15 protein-coding genes and 4 tRNA genes are annotated in these 16,778 nt (G+C 54.8%); 4 read left to right on the forward strand and 15 right to left on the reverse strand.

Annotated features, from left to right (window positions below; genetic code table 11):
- Positions 1 to 69 precede the first annotated feature (69 nt).
- Genes hemC through hemY form a run of 4 tightly spaced genes read left to right on the forward strand, consistent with a single transcriptional unit; the run spans position 70 to position 4,138 of the window.
- Positions 70 to 1,011, forward strand: a complete 942-nt coding sequence (hemC, locus tag ACLJRE_RS22275; protein WP_001521319.1) for a hydroxymethylbilane synthase — start codon at positions 70 to 72, stop codon at positions 1,009 to 1,011.
- Complete coding sequence (gene hemD / locus ACLJRE_RS22280; protein ID WP_000025495.1) at positions 1,008 to 1,748, forward strand: uroporphyrinogen-III synthase; 741 nt, start codon at positions 1,008 to 1,010, stop codon at positions 1,746 to 1,748. Before hemC ends, hemD begins: the two co-directional genes overlap by 4 nt.
- A 21-nt stretch (positions 1,749 to 1,769) precedes the next feature.
- A complete protein-coding gene (hemX, locus tag ACLJRE_RS22285) occupies positions 1,770 to 2,939 on the forward strand; it encodes a uroporphyrinogen-III C-methyltransferase (RefSeq protein WP_000138960.1) in 1,170 nt (389 codons plus the stop codon).
- Positions 2,940 to 2,941: 2 nt separating this feature from the next.
- A complete protein-coding gene (hemY, locus tag ACLJRE_RS22290) occupies positions 2,942 to 4,138 on the forward strand; it encodes a protoheme IX biogenesis protein HemY (protein WP_001546072.1) in 1,197 nt (398 codons plus the stop codon).
- Positions 4,139 to 4,719: 581 nt separating this feature from the next.
- Here the strand turns inward: hemY and ACLJRE_RS22295 are convergent.
- The 15 genes from ACLJRE_RS22295 to wecB form a co-directional block, all read right to left on the reverse strand.
- Positions 4,720 to 4,796, reverse strand: a tRNA-Pro gene (locus ACLJRE_RS22295).
- 42 nt (positions 4,797 to 4,838) lie between these two features.
- A tRNA-Leu gene (locus tag ACLJRE_RS22300) sits at positions 4,839 to 4,925 on the reverse strand.
- A 20-nt stretch (positions 4,926 to 4,945) separates the two neighbouring features.
- Positions 4,946 to 5,021: transfer RNA gene (locus ACLJRE_RS22305), tRNA-His, on the reverse strand.
- Positions 5,022 to 5,075: 54 nt separating this feature from the next.
- A tRNA-Arg gene (locus ACLJRE_RS22310) sits at positions 5,076 to 5,152 on the reverse strand.
- Between the two features lie 102 nt (positions 5,153 to 5,254).
- Entirely contained in the window at positions 5,255 to 6,640 is a 1,386-nt protein-coding gene (thrP, locus tag ACLJRE_RS22315; RefSeq protein ID WP_023212413.1) for a bifunctional threonine/serine APC transporter ThrP, read from the reverse strand.
- A gap of 206 nt (positions 6,641 to 6,846) precedes the next feature.
- The gene (gene wecG, locus ACLJRE_RS22320; protein ID WP_023212412.1) at positions 6,847 to 7,587 is read right to left on the reverse strand and encodes a lipopolysaccharide N-acetylmannosaminouronosyltransferase; all 741 of its coding nucleotides are present in this window, start codon (positions 7,585 to 7,587) and stop codon (positions 6,847 to 6,849) included.
- Complete coding sequence (wzyE, locus tag ACLJRE_RS22325) at positions 7,584 to 8,942, reverse strand: ECA oligosaccharide polymerase (protein ID WP_000055605.1); 1,359 nt, start codon at positions 8,940 to 8,942, stop codon at positions 7,584 to 7,586. Before wzyE ends, wecG begins: the two co-directional genes overlap by 4 nt.
- A complete protein-coding gene (locus tag ACLJRE_RS22330; RefSeq protein ID WP_000217187.1) occupies positions 8,939 to 10,018 on the reverse strand; it encodes a TDP-N-acetylfucosamine:lipid II N-acetylfucosaminyltransferase in 1,080 nt (359 codons plus the stop codon). Before ACLJRE_RS22330 ends, wzyE begins: the two co-directional genes overlap by 4 nt.
- Positions 10,015 to 11,265, reverse strand: a complete 1,251-nt coding sequence (gene wzxE, locus ACLJRE_RS22335) for a lipid III flippase WzxE (RefSeq protein ID WP_000050299.1) — start codon at positions 11,263 to 11,265, stop codon at positions 10,015 to 10,017. The genes ACLJRE_RS22330 and wzxE overlap by 4 nt, the downstream gene beginning before the upstream one ends.
- Position 11,266: 1 nt before the next feature.
- A complete protein-coding gene (rffA, locus tag ACLJRE_RS22340) occupies positions 11,267 to 12,397 on the reverse strand; it encodes a dTDP-4-amino-4,6-dideoxygalactose transaminase (RefSeq protein WP_000612080.1) in 1,131 nt (376 codons plus the stop codon).
- A gap of 4 nt (positions 12,398 to 12,401) precedes the next feature.
- Entirely contained in the window at positions 12,402 to 13,079 is a 678-nt protein-coding gene (rffC, locus tag ACLJRE_RS22345; protein ID WP_023212411.1) for a dTDP-4-amino-4,6-dideoxy-D-galactose acyltransferase, read from the reverse strand.
- Positions 13,057 to 13,371: a sugar phosphate nucleotidyltransferase gene (locus ACLJRE_RS22350; RefSeq protein ID WP_223202016.1), complete on the reverse strand. Its 315-nt coding sequence runs from the start codon at positions 13,369 to 13,371 to the stop codon at positions 13,057 to 13,059. Before ACLJRE_RS22350 ends, rffC begins: the two co-directional genes overlap by 23 nt.
- On the reverse strand, positions 13,314 to 14,381 hold the full coding sequence (gene rffG / locus ACLJRE_RS22355) for a dTDP-glucose 4,6-dehydratase (RefSeq protein ID WP_023212409.1): 1,068 nt from the start codon (positions 14,379 to 14,381) through the stop codon (positions 13,314 to 13,316). The genes ACLJRE_RS22350 and rffG overlap by 58 nt, the downstream gene beginning before the upstream one ends.
- Complete coding sequence (gene wecC, locus ACLJRE_RS22360) at positions 14,381 to 15,643, reverse strand: UDP-N-acetyl-D-mannosamine dehydrogenase (protein WP_023137102.1); 1,263 nt, start codon at positions 15,641 to 15,643, stop codon at positions 14,381 to 14,383. The genes rffG and wecC overlap by 1 nt, the downstream gene beginning before the upstream one ends.
- On the reverse strand, positions 15,640 to 16,770 hold the full coding sequence (gene wecB / locus ACLJRE_RS22365; protein WP_000866685.1) for a non-hydrolyzing UDP-N-acetylglucosamine 2-epimerase: 1,131 nt from the start codon (positions 16,768 to 16,770) through the stop codon (positions 15,640 to 15,642). The genes wecC and wecB overlap by 4 nt, the downstream gene beginning before the upstream one ends.
- Between the last annotated feature and the right edge of the window lie 8 nt (positions 16,771 to 16,778).

Below are 16,778 nucleotides of genomic sequence, written 5' to 3' on the forward strand. Positions count from 1 at the left end.
ACCGGAAAACTAACATACTCTCTATAAGGATGTTAGGATGGTCAATGATTGATAATGACGGTAACAAGCATGTTAGACAATGTTTTAAGAATTGCCACACGCCAAAGTCCCCTTGCGCTTTGGCAGGCACATTATGTCAAAGACGCATTGATGGCAACCCATCCGGGACTGACGGTAGAACTGGTGCCGATGGTCACACGCGGCGACGTGATTCTCGATACTCCCCTGGCGAAAGTGGGCGGTAAGGGACTGTTTGTTAAAGAGCTTGAAATCGCGCTGCTGGAAAAACGCGCTGATATTGCCGTGCACTCTATGAAAGACGTTCCGGTGGCCTTCCCGGATGGTCTCGGTCTGGTGACCATTTGCGAGCGCGAAGATCCGCGCGACGCGTTTGTCTCGAATAAATATCACAGTCTGGACGATCTGCCCGCGGGTAGTATCGTCGGGACGTCCAGTTTGCGTCGTCAGTGTCAACTGGCGGAACGCCGTCCGGACCTCATTATCCGTTCGTTGCGCGGCAACGTCGGCACACGTCTCGGCAAGCTGGACAACGGCGACTATGACGCCATTATCCTGGCCGTGGCCGGTCTGAAACGCTTAGGTCTGGAGTCGCGCATTCGCACAGCCTTGCCGCCCGACGTTTCGCTTCCTGCCGTAGGCCAGGGCGCCGTCGGGATTGAGTGTCGTCTTGACGACGCGCGAACGCAGGCGCTGCTCGCACCGTTGAATCACTCGCAAACCGCGCTGCGCGTAACGGCGGAACGCGCTATGAACACCCGCCTGGAAGGCGGTTGTCAGGTGCCGATTGGCAGCTATGCAGAAATCATCAACGGTGAAATTTGGCTACGCGCGCTGGTTGGCGCGCCGGACGGTTCGGTGATGGTGCGCGGCGAACGTCGTGGTTCTCCCGAGCAGGCGGAGCAAATGGGCATCTCGCTTGCAGAGGAACTGCTGGAAAACGGCGCGCGCGCGATTCTGACGGAAGTTTATAACGGCGAGACGCCCGCATGAGTATTCTGATCACCCGCCCCTCTCCCGCAGGGGAAGCGTTAGTGAGCCGTCTGCGCGCACTGGGGCAGGTGGCCTGGAGTTTTCCACTGATTGAATTTGTCGCCGGTCGGGAGCTACCCACCCTGGCCGACCGCCTGGCGACTCTGACGGAAAACGATCTGGTTTTTGCCCTTTCACAGCACGCCGTCGCCTTTGCTCACGCCCAGCTCCAGCGGGATGGTCGAAACTGGCCTGCGTCGCCGCGCTATTTCGCGATTGGCCGCACCACGGCGCTCGCCCTTCATACCGTTAGCGGGTTCGATATTCGTTATCCATTGGATCGGGAAATCAGCGAAGCCTTGCTACAATTACCTGAATTACAAAATATTGCGGGCAAACGCGCGCTGATTTTGCGTGGCAATGGCGGCCGCGAACTGCTGGGCGAAACCCTGACAGCTCGCGGAGCCGAAGTCAGTTTTTGTGAATGTTATCAACGATGTGCGAAACATTACGATGGCGCGGAAGAAGCGATGCGCTGGCATACTCGCGGCGTAACAACGCTTGTTGTTACCAGCGGCGAGATGTTGCAACGGCTCTGGTCGCTGACTCCCCAGTGGTATCGTGAGCACTGGTTACTACGCTGTCGGCTATTGGTCGTCAGTGAGCGTCTGGCGCACCTCGCCCGGGAACTGGGCTGGCAAGATATTAAGGTCGCTGATAACGCCGACAACGATGCGCTGTTGCGCGCATTACAATAACTCTCATAATGGGATGCCATAATGACGGAACAAGAAAAATCCTCCGCCGTGGTTGATGAGACCAGGGAGAGCGTGGAAACCACGCCACAGCCAGTTAATACCGAGAAAAAAAGTAAGAACGGCGCCGCGCTGGTATTAAGCGCGGTGGCGATTGCGATTGCCCTGGCGGCAGGTATTGGGCTTTATGGCTGGGGGAAACAGCAAGCAACCGCGCAAACGGAAACCAGCGATGCGCTGGCGACGCAACTGACCGCCTTGCAAAAGGCGCAGGAGAGCCAAAAAGCGGAGCTGGAAGGGATTATCAAAAAACAAGCGGCGCAGTTAGATGACGCGAATCGCCAACAGGCGGCGCTGGCGAAACAGCTTGATGAAGTACAACAAAAAGTCGCCACCATTTCCGGCAGCGATGCTAAAACCTGGCTGCTGGCGCAGGCTGATTTCCTGGTGAAACTCGCCGGACGCAAGCTGTGGAGCGATCAGGACGTCACTACCGCCGCTGCGCTGCTCAAAAGCGCTGACGCCAGTCTGGCGGACATGAATGACCCCAGCCTGATTACCGCACGACGCGCGATTACTGACGATATCGCCAGCCTGTCATCCGTTGCGCAGATCGACTACGACGGCATTATTCTCAAGCTCAATCAGCTCTCTAACCAAATCGATAACTTGCGTCTGGCGGATAACGATACCGATGGTTCGCCGATGGATTCAGACAGCAGCGAGCTGTCCAGCTCGCTAAGCGAATGGCGCGTTAACCTGCAAAAAAGCTGGCAGAACTTTATGGACAGCTTTATTACCATTCGCCGCCGCGATGATACCGCTGTACCGCTGTTGGCGCCCAACCAGGACGTCTATTTACGCGAAAATATTCGCTCTCGCCTGTTAGTCGCCGCGCAGGCCGTGCCACGCCATCAGGAAGAAACATACCGTCAGGCGCTGGATAACGTTTCGACCTGGGTTCGCGCTTATTACGATACTGACGACGCCGCGACAAAAGCCTTCCTGGAGGAGGTCGATAAATTAAGCCAGCAAAATATCACGATGGATCTGCCGGAAACCCTGGAAAGCCAGGCGATTCTTGAAAAACTGATGCAAACCCGCGTGCGTAATCTGCTGGCGCAACCGACAGTCTCTACGGCAGCGCCTGCCACGCAGACAGACGCTCCGGCAGCCGCGCCGCAAGGAGAATAATGATGCTAAAAGTATTATTGCTCTTTGTGTTGTTGCTCGCGGGTATCGTGGTCGGCCCGATGATAGCCGGTCACCAGGGCTATGTGTTAATCCAGACCGATAACTACAACATTGAAACCAGCGTCACCGGACTGGCGATCATTCTCATCGTCGCTATGGTGGTGCTATTCGCCATTGAGTGGTTGCTACGCCGTCTGTTTCGTACCGGCGCGCACACCCGCGGTTGGTTTGCCGGCCGTAAACGCCGTCGCGCCCGCAAGCAGACCGAACAGGCGCTACTGAAGCTGGCGGAGGGCGACTATCAGCAGGTTGAAAAGCTGATGTCAAAAAATGCCGACCATGCTGAACAACCGGTGGTAAATTATCTGCTGGCGGCAGAAGCGGCGCAGCAGCGCGGCGATGAAGCACGCGCTAATCAGCACCTTGAACGTGCGGCAGAGCTGGCGGGGAACGACACCATCCCGGTCGAGATCACACGCGTGCGCTTACAGCTGGCGCGCAATGAAAATCACGCGGCGCGTCACGGCGTGGACAAACTGCTGGAGGTCACGCCGCGTCACCCGGAAGTTCTGCGTCTGGCGGAGCAGGCCTATATTCGCACCAGCGCATGGAGTTCTTTACTGGATATCATCCCATCCATGGCGAAAGCGCACGTTGGCGATGAAGCGCATCGCGCCATGCTCGAACAACAGGCGTGGATAGGACTCATGGATCAGGCGCGCGCCGAGCAGGGCAGCGAAGGATTACGCACCTGGTGGAAAAACCAAAGCCGTAAAACCCGCCATCAGGTGGCGCTGCAGGTCGCGATGGCCGAGCATCTGATCGAATGTGACGATCATGATATGGCGCAGCAGATTATCATCGACGGTCTGAAACGCCAGTATGACGATCGACTGGTGCTGCCCATTCCTCGCCTCAGAACCAATAATCCGGAACAACTGGAGAAAGTGCTGCGCCAGCAAATTAAGACAGTAGGCGATCGCCCGCTGTTATGGAGCACACTCGGTCAGTCGCTAATGAAACACGGTGAATGGCAGGAGGCAACCCTGGCTTTCCGCGCCGCGCTGAAACAACGCCCGGACGCGTATGATTATGCCTGGCTTGCCGATGCGCTTGATCGACTGCATCAACCGGAAGAGGCCGCCGCCATGCGGCGCGACGGCCTGATGCTGACATTACAGAACAATCCCCCGCAGTAATTCCCTCTTGCCCGGTGGCGCTTCGCTTACCGGGCTTACCGCCTACACAAAATCATTCGGGATGCATAAAAAAACGCCTGCCCGGTTAAGGGGCAGGCGTCAAAACAGGTCTGTATGACAACATAAAGGGGTGCTTCACTCAACGTTGTGTCCAGGGTGTTTGATGAGGCGTAAGCGACATCTGTCAGTGGACGATAAGCACCGTAAACGGCTCTGCATCATTCCTGAGTTTATGAAGCCAGAAGGCGAACATAAGAGATGGAATGAGCATCTACCCGTACATTATTGCACATAACGTGCCATCTTTGCACCGCTAAAAAACAGGCGCAGGCGTTAAAAAAACGTAGAGAATTCACGCGATTGTCATCCCCCCGCCGCTGGCGAGGTTTTAGCGTGTCGCCCGGCGGAGACAGAACAGGATGCTTTTTATAAAGTGATTATAAATCAATAGATTATTCGTCACCGAATAGCGACAAATAAAGTCTGGGATATCGCCAATAAACCATAATGGCACCACGTGCGGGATAAGCGGTTGAAAATGAACAGAAAACAAAAAACCCCGCCGAAGCGGGGTTCAAAATTGGTCGGCGAGAGAGGATTCGAACCTCCGACCCACTGGTCCCAAACCAGTTGCGCTACCAAGCTGCGCTACTCGCCGATATACTGCTTTTTTGAATTTTTAGTTCAATTCATTGAGTCGTGGTGCGAGGGGGGGGACTTGAACCCCCACGTCCGTAAGGACACTAACACCTGAAGCTAGCGCGTCTACCAATTCCGCCACCTTCGCGTTTCACAACTCTATATTAATGGGGTGGCTAATGGGATTCGAACCCACGACAACTGGAATCACAATCCAGGGCTCTACCAACTGAGCTATAGCCACCACTGAAACTTTTTACGCGGTATTAAACCACCGCAGCTCAAGCACCTAAATAAATGGTACGCCCGACAGGATTCGAACCTGAGACCTCTGCCTCCGGAGGGCAGCGCTCTATCCAGCTGAGCTACGGGCGCTTAGCGCCGTTGCGGGGGTGGATAATACGGACTTCACACCCCGCTGTCCAGTGCCTTTTTAAATAAAATGCGCGTTTGGTTATGCTTTGCGCATTTTGGCGCTTATTCCCCCACCTTGTGGGCGGTTCCGTGACGATTCAGACCGAAAACTTTGTAGACCAGCGTGACGGCCAGCAGGAAGATGACGCCGACAAACAGCGACATGCGCGTATCTTCATTAAAGTACATGCCGATTAAAACGCAAACCAGAAACGCCATCGTCAAATAGTTCGCCCACGGGAACATAATGGAACGAAAAGGATGATCCGCAATCGCTTCTTTATGCGCCCGACGAAAGCGCAGTTGGCTAATCAGAATGACAAACCACGGCACCATCCCCGGCAGTACGCTGGCGCTATAAACGTAAACAAAGACGCGCTGCGGATTGGGGATGATGTAGTTCAGGCAAGAACCTACCAGCAAAATCAAAATAGAGAGCGCCACGCCCGCGACCGGCACGCCGTGGCGAGAGACTTTCGCGACTGCCGCCGGCAGTTGACGGTTTTTCGCCAGCGCGTAAAGCATACGCCCACAGCTATACATTCCGCTGTTACAGCCGGAGAGCGCCGCCGTCAGCACGACAAAGTTGATAATGCCTGCCGCGGCGGTGATGCCGATTTTCGCGAAGGTGAGCACAAAGGGACTGCCGTTACTGCCAATCTCATTCCACGGGAAAATGGTGACGATCACGAAAATCGCGCCAACATAAAAAATCAGGATACGCCACAGCACCTTACCCACCGCGCTACGCAACGTCACCTGCGGATTCTTCGCTTCACCGGCGGTAATACCGATCAACTCAACCCCCTGATAAGAGGCCACCACGATACATAATGCGGTCAGAAAGCCTTTCCAGCCGCCAGCAAAAAAGCCGCCATGCTCGTTCAGATTACCAAAGCCAATCGCCTGGCCGCCGTTACCAAAACCGAAGAAAATCACCCCCAGACCGATGATGATCATCACAATAATCGTGGTGACTTTGATCATCGCAAACCAGAATTCGATTTCACCATACAGGCGCACCGCAGCCAGATTCGCCAACGCGACCAGTCCGACGGCAATCAGCGCCGGTATCCACTGCGCCATCTCCGGAAACCAGAACTGGACGTAGACCCCAATGGCGGTAATTTCCGAGATCCCGACCGCCATCCACATAAACCAGTATGACCAGGCGGTAAGATAGCCAAAAAAAGGACTCATATACCGGTGGGCGTACACGGCAAAGGAGCCGGTAACAGGTTCCAGAAAGAGCATCTCCCCCATCGAACGCATGATGAAAAAGACGAACAATCCGGCGATGATATACGCCAGCAGCACTGACGGGCCCGCCCATTTCAGCGTACTGGCGGCGCCCATAAAGAGTCCGACGCCGATGGTGCCCCCGAGGGCAATCAATTCAATATGACGAGCTTCCAGCCCACGCTGTAGCTCCGGTTTTTTCTCTGCCATAAATCCTCATGTCGTGTTTGCAACGGTTCCGGTAGTACCGGTTATTGTTATGGGTACATCGATTGTTGCGAATATTTTCTTAAATTTGGACAAATGGCAAATGGAGCATTAAAAAAATGCACTTATTGTGTAAGAAATCATCGATTGTGTTGTAAATGAGCAGCGCCATAAGCACAATCCGCTGCTCAAGTCATCAGAAGGGAGAATTAGAGATCGCCAGTATAGTGCCAGCGAAGGTAGCGCAGCAGACGCATCTGGCGGGTAATACGCTTCGGTTGAGAAAGCAGACGATACAACCACTCCAGCCCCAGGTTCTGCCATATTTTGGGGGCGCGTTTGACGTGACCGGTAAACACATCATAGGTACCGCCCACCCCCATATATAGCGCATGGGGATGCACTTCCCGACAATCGCGCATGAGCAATTCCTGTTTTGGCGATCCCATCGCGACGGTGACAATTTTCGCGCCGCTGGCATGGATACGCGAAAATAGCGCCTGACGCTGCTCCGGCGTAAAGTAACCGTCCTGGCTACCCACAATATTGATGTTCCACTGCGTCCGCAGTTTTGCTTCCGTCTGCGCCAGCACCTCAGGCTTGCCGCCGACAAGAAATACCGGCGTGCCTTCTTTACCCGCGCGCGCCATTAACGCTTCCCAAAGGTCAGCGCCAGCCACACGAGAAACCTGCGCCTGCGGAAATTTTTTACGTATTGAACGCACCACGCTGATGCCATCGGCATATTTAAATTCCGCCGCCGCTATCAACGCGCGGACTTCCGGATTATCTTCCGCCGTCAGCAGCTTTTCGGCGTTGATTGCCACCAACGTACCTTGCTTCAGTTGTCCATCGGCAAACAGATAATTCAGCGCGTGTGACATGTCGCGCCAGCCAATCAGAGGTAATCCTCGCAGCGAGTAAAGGGGCGCAGCGGCATTGTTAGTCATAGTTTTCCTTCCACCTGTGCCTGAGGGAGCGAAGTTGTACGTTTATGAATCAGTCCGGCGCTATCAAATAACCAGAACAGAAGCTTAGCGACCAGCAGGCTGGCGCCAAAAACCACCAGGAAGAAAACCACGCGCGAGACAAACGAATCCAGCCCTTCTCGCGCCAGCACAATCATATTAAAGATGGCGCCAAAGCAGAAACTGTGCAGAATCGCCGCCTTATAGCGATTGGGCTCCCGGTTACCCAGTTCATATAGCCAGTCGAACCATTTGATAATCAGCCCGACGACGATCGCGCCGAGCGGAATAAACAGCGCCCCGCCCATGACCACCAGCGATCCGATAAGCGTTGGCGATATCGCCAGGCCAGAATGGTTGTTCAGGACTTCCCAGGTGAAGTAATTCGCAGAATTCAGCACGATACTGGGTCGTCCCGGCCATAACCAGGTGGGAATAAAGACGTAGAAATCACGCACGATAGGGGCCAGCCCCTGAAAATCGATATTGTGGTAATTTTGCAACAGCAGCGCCAGATTCTCCCACGGCGAAAAGGTATCGCGCGTCAGATAAAGAAACGTATAGAACGCCTCATCGCCGCTCACATTTAATCCGTAGCGTTTGAGCGCCAGCCAGAACATACCGACAATCCCCAGCACGCCCGCCGCTGCCAGCATCCACAGGCTGATCCAGCCCCGAATAATGCCGATAAACAGGAAGATAGCAAACGCAATAATGATGTTAGCGCGCGTGCCGCCGACAATCATGTAGGTCAACAGACCAAACGCGACGGTGCTCACCAGAAAGAACAGCCACGCTTTGCTGTCCTGGCGCAGGAAATAGACCACCAGCATCGCCGGAATGAAGAAATAGAAGAACCGTTTTAACGCCACGCCGGAGACTTCGCTGGAAAAGATCTGGCTGTAGGAGTGCAGCCGGAACAGCAAAAAGCCGTTATGCATAAAGAAAATCGCCACGCTCACCAGCGCGATGCCCATCAGGATCACCCAGGTAAGGTGGGTTTCCACCCGGTTCATGGTAAATAGCGGCTTGCGTGGTACATCCACAACGCGTTTGCGTAAACGCGTTTTATAGGTCACGTAATACACGCCGTAGAAACAGGCGGCGGATAATAGAGCCTGCAATAAGATTTCCGGCGGCGCGACGCCAACGTCGAAACGAAATACCAGCACGCTGGTTAGCGGAAAACCAAAAAAGAAGGTCAACAAAAACAGCAACGAAAAGAAAACGTTGAAGTTAAAACGCACGCGGCGGAATTCAAACCAGGTCAGCGTGGCGATAAACAGCGTAGAGAGCAGCCAGACCACCAGCAGCCCGCTGAATTGCATTAAACTCATTCGGCTTCTCCTGCGGCGATTCTCAACGCATTATGCCACGGTTGCAGGTAGTTGGGGCTAAAGAAGGTGATGCCGCTTTTATCTACCGATGCGAGCTGACGCTGCGCCTCGCGCACGACCTGCTCATTAAGATCGTCCGTGGTAAACAGGACGGGCAGATGCTGTTCCGCCATATCCTGCCAGAAAGGATTGTCGCGGTTCAGTACGCACGGGATATCGGCCTGAATTAGCAGACACAACGTCCCGATCCCCTGTTGGCGGGCAAAAATAAAATAACCGAGGTCGCACTGGCGCAACAGCGCAAGATAGGCATCAAATTCCATTTTTTCGCTAATAATTTGTAGATTTTCGGCGCTAAATAGCGCCAGACCGGCCTGACGAACCTCATCAATATAGGCCTGGTTATTGGCCGGATAGCCCATCGGCACCACCACGTTTACCGTATCACCAAACTGCTGATACACCGCCCGTAATGCCGCAATATGTTGGTTACTGCGATCGCCGGAGTTCCCTACTAAAATGGTCAATTTCCCCGCACGTTGGCGCTCTTTTGCCATAGCATTCAGGGAAGGGTCCATGCGCGTCGGGAAATAGAGCAACTCGCCGCGTACGCCCGGGTGCTGGCGCGCAAAATAGCTGAGATCGCCGCGCGTCGCGAATACGCCCCCTACTCGTCCCTGCGCGATACGACGAAGCGGGTAGAAAAGGCGGAATTTCAGCCCGTGGGACACTTCGTAGAGATCCGCGCCCCAGATATGCCAGTAAAACTGAGCTGGCTTAATACCGCCGCTTAACAGCGCCAGCCACAGGCTGGTGTTGAACTGACCGTGAAAGAAGAATCTCTGTCGACGATTTGCTTTCGCTTTGGCGATGACCGCCTGCGCCAGCGCTTTCTTACTGCCATAAAAACGAAGCGAGAGCGCCGGGCAGCTTTCCGTGAAGCCGTTATCTTCGCCAGCAACCATAAATTCACGCGCGTGCTCGCTTGTGGCGGCCAGCGTATCATTGAAAAACCGCAACACGGTGTGGTTATGGTGAGGGATATCCGATCCCAGGACGTGAATCAGTACAGTCATGCTCGCCTACGCCAGAGTAAAAATACGCCACAACAAAATGAAAAATAGACAATATAGGTGGCCATATAAGCCTGTGCCGCACCCAGCGCGCCGTGAGCGGGAATCAGCCAGTGAGCGAACGCCGTTAACAGAATGAACTGGCTAATTTCGGCCAGAATGTAAAATCGCAACGACGCTTTGGCAATCACCAGATAACCGAAAACATAGGCGCCGACTTTCAGCACGTCGCCCACTAACTGCCAGGCGAACAGATCGCGCATCGCGGTGAATTTGGCGGAAAAAAGCAGCCAGATAGCAAAATCGCGCAGTAGCCAGACGGTAAAACTCGCCGCCGCGACCGCCGGTAAAACAAATTTCAGCGCTTTTACCACTTCACGCGTAATGTCCTGTTTTTCCGTCAGGCGTGAGAGCGTAGGTAACAGGTAAACGCTGAAGGAGGCGGTGATAAATTGCAGATAGGCATCAGAAATACTGCTCACGCCCTGCCAGATCCCGACATCGCTCCAGCTATAGTGCGCGGCCAGTTGGTTTCGCATCATCACATAGGCGACCGGCATCGTAACGGAGGTAATCAGCGCCATCAGGGTAAATTTACTAAGCTGCCCTGCCAGACCGTTGTCCCAGGAGGGCTTGAGATAGCGTAGCGGGACGGTGCCGCGCTTAATCAGTATCATACCGGCTGGCACTACCACCAGCGCCGGCACCAGCGCCAGGCCAAGCAGAGCGCCTTCATAGCCGCCGACACGGTAGCAGAGATACCAGGCGGCGACGCCCAAAAAGCTGCCGACAATTAACGATAAGGCATTACCCGACGCGTCACGAAAGCCCTTCATTAGCGCCAGCAGCAGGTTCGCCCAGGCGATCCCCATTTGTACCAGCGCAACCAGACGCACCAGCCCTTGATAGTCCGTATGACCGAACAGTCCCTGGCTAATCGGCGCCGCCGCCAGCAGGAAGACCAGCGCCAGCAGCGTAGAGAAACCCAATACCATCGCGGAGGAGGTTCCCACCACGGTACGTAACTGCGCCGGGTTATCATGATGTTGTGCGACGAGTTTGGTAACGCCGTTAAATATCCCGGCGCCAGCCAATACGCCCAGCACGGTGATCATCTGGCGGAAGTTACTCGCTTGTCCGACGCCCGCCGGACCAAAAGAGACGGCCAGTAGTTTCACCACCAGCAGTCCGGCGCCAATTTTTACCAGCGTACTGACCGCCGTCCACAGGGAGGCTTTAGCAAGCGACATATCAGGAGAAATAATTTAGCAAGGTAGTAATCACCGTTCGTTGATCGACGGGCGCAAGGTTATAAAACAGCGGCAGACGCAACAAACGTTCGCTCTCTTTTGTGGTGTAGACATCGTCCCCGATAAACTCGCCGAATTTATCGCCCGCCGGACAATCATGCAGCGGAATGTAATGGAATACCGCCATGATTTCCGCCTCTTTCAGGAAATTAATCAGCGCGCTGCGATCGGCGATATCCCGCAGTTTGATGTAAAACATGTGGGCATTATGCCCGCAGTTTTCCGGAATAGAAGGCAGCTCGATACGCCCGGCGCGCGCCAGCGGCGTTAACGCATCGTAGTAAGTCTGCCACAGCGACAGACGCTGTTGATTGATACGATCGGCGGCCTCCAGTTGCGCCCACAGGTAGGCAGCCTGCAGATCGGACATCAAATAACTGGAGCCGATATCCCGCCAGGTGTATTTGTCCACCTGACCACGGAAGAACTGGCTGCGGTTGGTGCCTTTTTCGCGGATGATCTCCGCGCGTTCAATCAGCGTACGATCGTTGATCAGCGTCGCGCCGCCTTCGCCGCCAGCGGTGTAATTTTTGGTTTCATGGAAGCTAAAACAGCCGATGTGACCGATCGTTCCTAACGCGCGCCCTTTGTACGTGGACATCACGCCCTGGGCGGCATCCTCGACAACGAACAGATTATACTTATCCGCCAGCGCCATGATGACGTCCATTTCACAAGCGACGCCAGCGTAGTGTACCGGCACGATAGCGCGGGTTTTATCAGTAATTGCCGCCTCAATCAGAGTTTCGTCAATATTCATCGTATCCGGACGAATATCGACAAACACAATTTTCGCGCCGCGCAGGACAAAAGCGTTAGCGGTGGAGACAAACGTAAAGCTCGGCATGATCACTTCATCGCCGGGCTGAATATCCAACAACAGAGCCGCCATCTCCAGCGACGCGGTACAGGAAGGCGTCAGCAACACCTTCGCGCTGCCGAAATGTTGCTCCAGCCACTGCTGGCAACGGCGCGTAAAGCCGCCGTCGCCGCACAGTTTGCCGCTGCTCATTGCAGACTGCATGTATTCGAGTTCGGTTCCCACCACCGGCGGCGCATTAAAAGGAATCATGTTGTCACCTGTATAACCAGTACGCAGTGCTTTCGATGTTGGCACCGCTTTGTATGTAACGTTTAAGCGCGGCGGTGTTGCCCAACTGGGTCGCCACCCGCAATGTTGCTTTGCCGCGACTCTGCGCCCAACAGATCGCCGCCTGCATAAGTTCCGCTCCCGCGCCGCGTCCGGCCAACAGACCGATGCGCGCGTCAGTATCATTCAATTCCCGCAGCGAGACGTAACCACGGATAGCGCCTGTCTCTGTGCGAAGCACCAGGCATTGGTGATCAAACGTGCCGCGTACCGCATTCTCAATCCACTGGGCGTAAAAACGGGCGCTGGCGTCGGGCGCATACCACGGCGCGCGAAAACGACTCTGCGTAAACGCCTCTCCGGCCAACTGACGCAAAGCAGGAATGTCCGTAAGGTGTGCAATTTCCGCGCCATGCTGGTCGCTATGCCCTTTTACCGGCAACGCAAAATCCACTTCGCCTTCAACCAAAGAGAATCCCAGCGATTGCAACGCCGACAGCCAGGCGATGTTTTCAGCCGGCACTTTTACCTGCACGCGTTGCCATGCCTGCAGCGCTTCTGGCGTTAATTCGGGCGCTGAGGCATCGATACACACAATGCCGCTATTCACGCCAAAGAACGTATTTTCCCAGAGTAACGGTTCAATACTGGCGCGGACGGGCACGGAGCAACTCCAGTAAATATTGGCCATAGCAGGTTTTTTCAAGCTGACTGGCGGCGCGTTTCAAACCATCATCATCCAGCCAGCCGTTGCGCCAGGCAATCTCCTCCAGACAGGCAATTTTGAAGCCCTGGCGCTTTGATACGCCGCGCGTAATGGGATGCAACCGGGTACCGGAACCTCCCGCCAGAATGATGCCTTTCATTCGTTTCTCCTCCAGGAGTAAGAACCTGCCGTTTAGCGTTTCAGTCCTAAGCGTTCGCCCTGATAACTGCCATCCTGCACGGGTTTCCACCAGGCCTCATTGGCGAGATACCACTGAACGGTTTTTCGCATCCCGCTTTCGAAGGTTTCCTGCGGCGTCCAGCCCAGATCGCGGGCGATTTTCGACGCGTCGATGGCATAACGTAAGTCATGGCCGGGTCGATCGTCGACGAAGGTAATCAGATCGTGATAATTCGCCACACCCTGCGTTTTTTGCGGGGCCAGTTCCTCCAGCAGAGCGCAAATCGTCCTGACCACATCCAGATTTTTACGTTCGTTATGACCGCCGATATTATACGTTTCGCCCACCGCGCCGTTCGTCACCACGTGATACAACGCACGGGCATGATCTTCCACATACAGCCAGTCGCGAATTTGCTGACCGTTGCCATAGACCGGCAATGGTTTACCCGCCAGCGCGTTCAGAATCATCAGCGGGATCAGTTTTTCCGGGAAATGGTAGGGCCCGTAGTTATTAGAGCAGTTGGTGACAAGCGTAGGCAAACCGTAGGTACGTAACCAGGCGCGTACCAGATGGTCGCTGCTGGCTTTGGAGGCGGAATAAGGGCTGCTTGGCGCATATGGCGTGGTTTCGGTGAAGAAATCGTCTGCAGTATGCAGATCGCCATACACTTCATCGGTGGAGATATGGTGGAAGCGGAACGCCGCTTTAGCGTCCGCGTCAAGCGCGGACCAGTAAGCGCGAGCGGCTTCCAGCAAGGTGTAAGTACCAACGATATTCGTTTCAATAAACGCCGCGGGGCCGTCGATGGAACGGTCTACATGGCTTTCCGCCGCCAGGTGCATCACGCTATCGGGCTGATACTGCTGGAAAACTCGCTCCAGTGATGCCCGATCGCAGATATCCACCTTCTCAAAGGCGAAACGGTCGCTTTGCGCCACCGACGCCAGAGACATCAGGTTGCCCGCATAGGTGAGTTTATCCACCACCACCACCGCGTCTGCCGTTTCATGGATGATATGCCGCACCACCGCAGATCCGATAAAGCCTGCGCCGCCGGTCACCAGAATCCGTTTCATCAGCGCCAGACTCCTTTGGTATCAACCACATAACGTTGATTAACCGCATCGCCGGGAATCGCTTTAAATTCGTCATGATCGACCAGCATCACCAGCACATCGGCGGCGGCCAGCGCCGCGTCCAGTTTCGCCAGCGTGCAAAGTCCGTCCAATTTTTTCGGCAACTGATGGATATTCGGTTCGACGACCAGGGTTTCGCCGCTGTGCCAGCGGGCGATACTTTGCGCGATCCCCATCGCCGGGCTTTCGCGCAGATCGTCGATATTCGGCTTAAAGGCCAGCCCAAAACAGGCGATTTTCACTTCGCTGGCGCGTTTATCGGTGGCCGCCAGGCAATCTGCGACCGCGGCTTTTACCTGATCGACCACCCAGTGCGGTTTGCCGTCGTTCACTTCACGCGCGGTGCGAATCAGTCTCGCCTGCTGCGGATTTTGCGCCACAATAAACCACGGATCGACCGCAATGCAGTGCCCGCCAACGCCTGGGCCCGGCTGCAAAATATTGACGCGCGGATGGCGGTTCGCCAGGCGGATCAATTCCCAGACGTTAATCCCCTGTTCGGCGCAAATCAGCGACAATTCATTCGCAAAGGCGATATTCACATCACGGAAGCTATTTTCCGTCAGCTTGCACATCTCTGCGGTGCGCGAGTTGGTGACAACGCATTCGCCCTCAAGGAAAATTTTGTACAGCGCGCTGGCGCGAGCCGAACATACTGGCGTCATACCGCCAATCACGCGGTCATTTTTAATGAGTTCCACCATCACCTGACCCGGCAGCACACGCTCCGGACAATAGGCGATATTCACGTCGGTCTGCTCGCCCGCCTGCTGGGGAAAGGTCAGATCCGGGCGCATCCCGGCCAGCCAGCCGGCCATTTGCTCCGTTGCGCCGACCGGCGATGTTGATTCCAGAATCACCAGTGCCCCTTTTTTTAATACCGGCGCAATGGATTTCGCCGCGGCTTCCACATAGGCCATGTCAGGGTCGTGATCGCCTTTGAATGGCGTCGGCACGGCAATCAGGTACGCATCGGCCTCGACAGGTGTCGTCGTCGCACGCAGAAAGCCGCCTTCCACCGCCATCTTCACCACATTGCCCAACGCCGGCTCCACGATGTGAATTTCACCGCGATTTATGGTGTCTACCGCATGTTGGTTGATATCCACGCCGATAACCTGCTTCTGGCGGGAAGCAAAAGCGGCCGCAGTCGGTAATCCGATATACCCCAGCCCAATAACAGAAATGGTCGTAAAACTCATAACGATACCCGATAACTTTTTAACGCCTGTAAAATGCGCGCGCATGATTGCCCGTCACCATAAGGATTATGGGCGCGGCTCATAGTTTGATATTCATTTTCGTCGTGCAGCAGACGCATAACTTCCGCCACAATGCGCCGGGAGTCCGTGCCGATCAGTCTTACCGTACCAGCGGTAATGGCTTCCGGACGCTCTGTGGTTTCACGCATGACCAATACCGGCTTACCTAATGACGGCGCTTCTTCCTGAATACCGCCGGAATCGGTCAGAATGAGCCAGGCGTGATTCATCAGCCAGACAAAAGGTAAGTAGTCCTGCGGCTCAATCAGTACCACGTTTTCAACATGGCCGAGGATACGGTTGACAGGTTCGCTGACGTTGGGATTGAGATGCACCGGATAGACAATTTGCACATTCTGGTTCGCGGCGGCGATTTCCGCCAGCGCCTGGCAGATATGCTCAAAGCCCTGACCAAAGCTTTCACGCCGATGACCGGTCACCAAAATCATCTTCTTATTCGCGTTGAGGAAAGGATACTGCTCGGCCAGTTCAGCCTGTAATGTATCGCTCGTCAGAACGCGATCGCGTACCCAGATCAGCGCGTCGATAACGGTATTGCCAGTGACAAAAATGCGCTCATCCGGAATGTTCTCCCGCAACAGATTCTGCCGCGAGTTTTCCGTCGGCGCAAAGTGGTACATCGCCAAATGTCCGGTCAGCGTGCGGTTTGCCTCTTCCGGCCAGGGGGAATAAAGATCGCCGGTTCGCAACCCGGCTTCTACGTGCCCTACCGGAATTCGTTGATAGAAAGCCGCCAGGCTGGTAGCAATCGTAGTGGTGGTATCGCCATGAACCAGCACCACATCAGGTTTAAAATCTGCCAGGATCGGCTTTAATCCCTCCAGAATTCGGCAGGTAATTTCCGTCAACCCCTGTCCCGGCTGCATAATGTTGAGATCGTAATCAGGCACAATAGAAAAAAGAGTTAATACCTGATCAAGCATCTCCCGATGCTGCGCAGTAACGCATACTTTGGCCTCGAAATGAGGATCTTTTTCCAGCGCATGGACCAGAGGCGCCATCTTAATGGCCTCCGGTCGTGTACCAAATACAGTCAGTACTTTCACATCGATTC

Origin of the sequence: Salmonella sp. SAL04157, assembly GCF_046551635.1 — a bacterium.
Lineage (GTDB): Bacteria > Pseudomonadota > Gammaproteobacteria > Enterobacterales > Enterobacteriaceae > Salmonella > Salmonella enterica.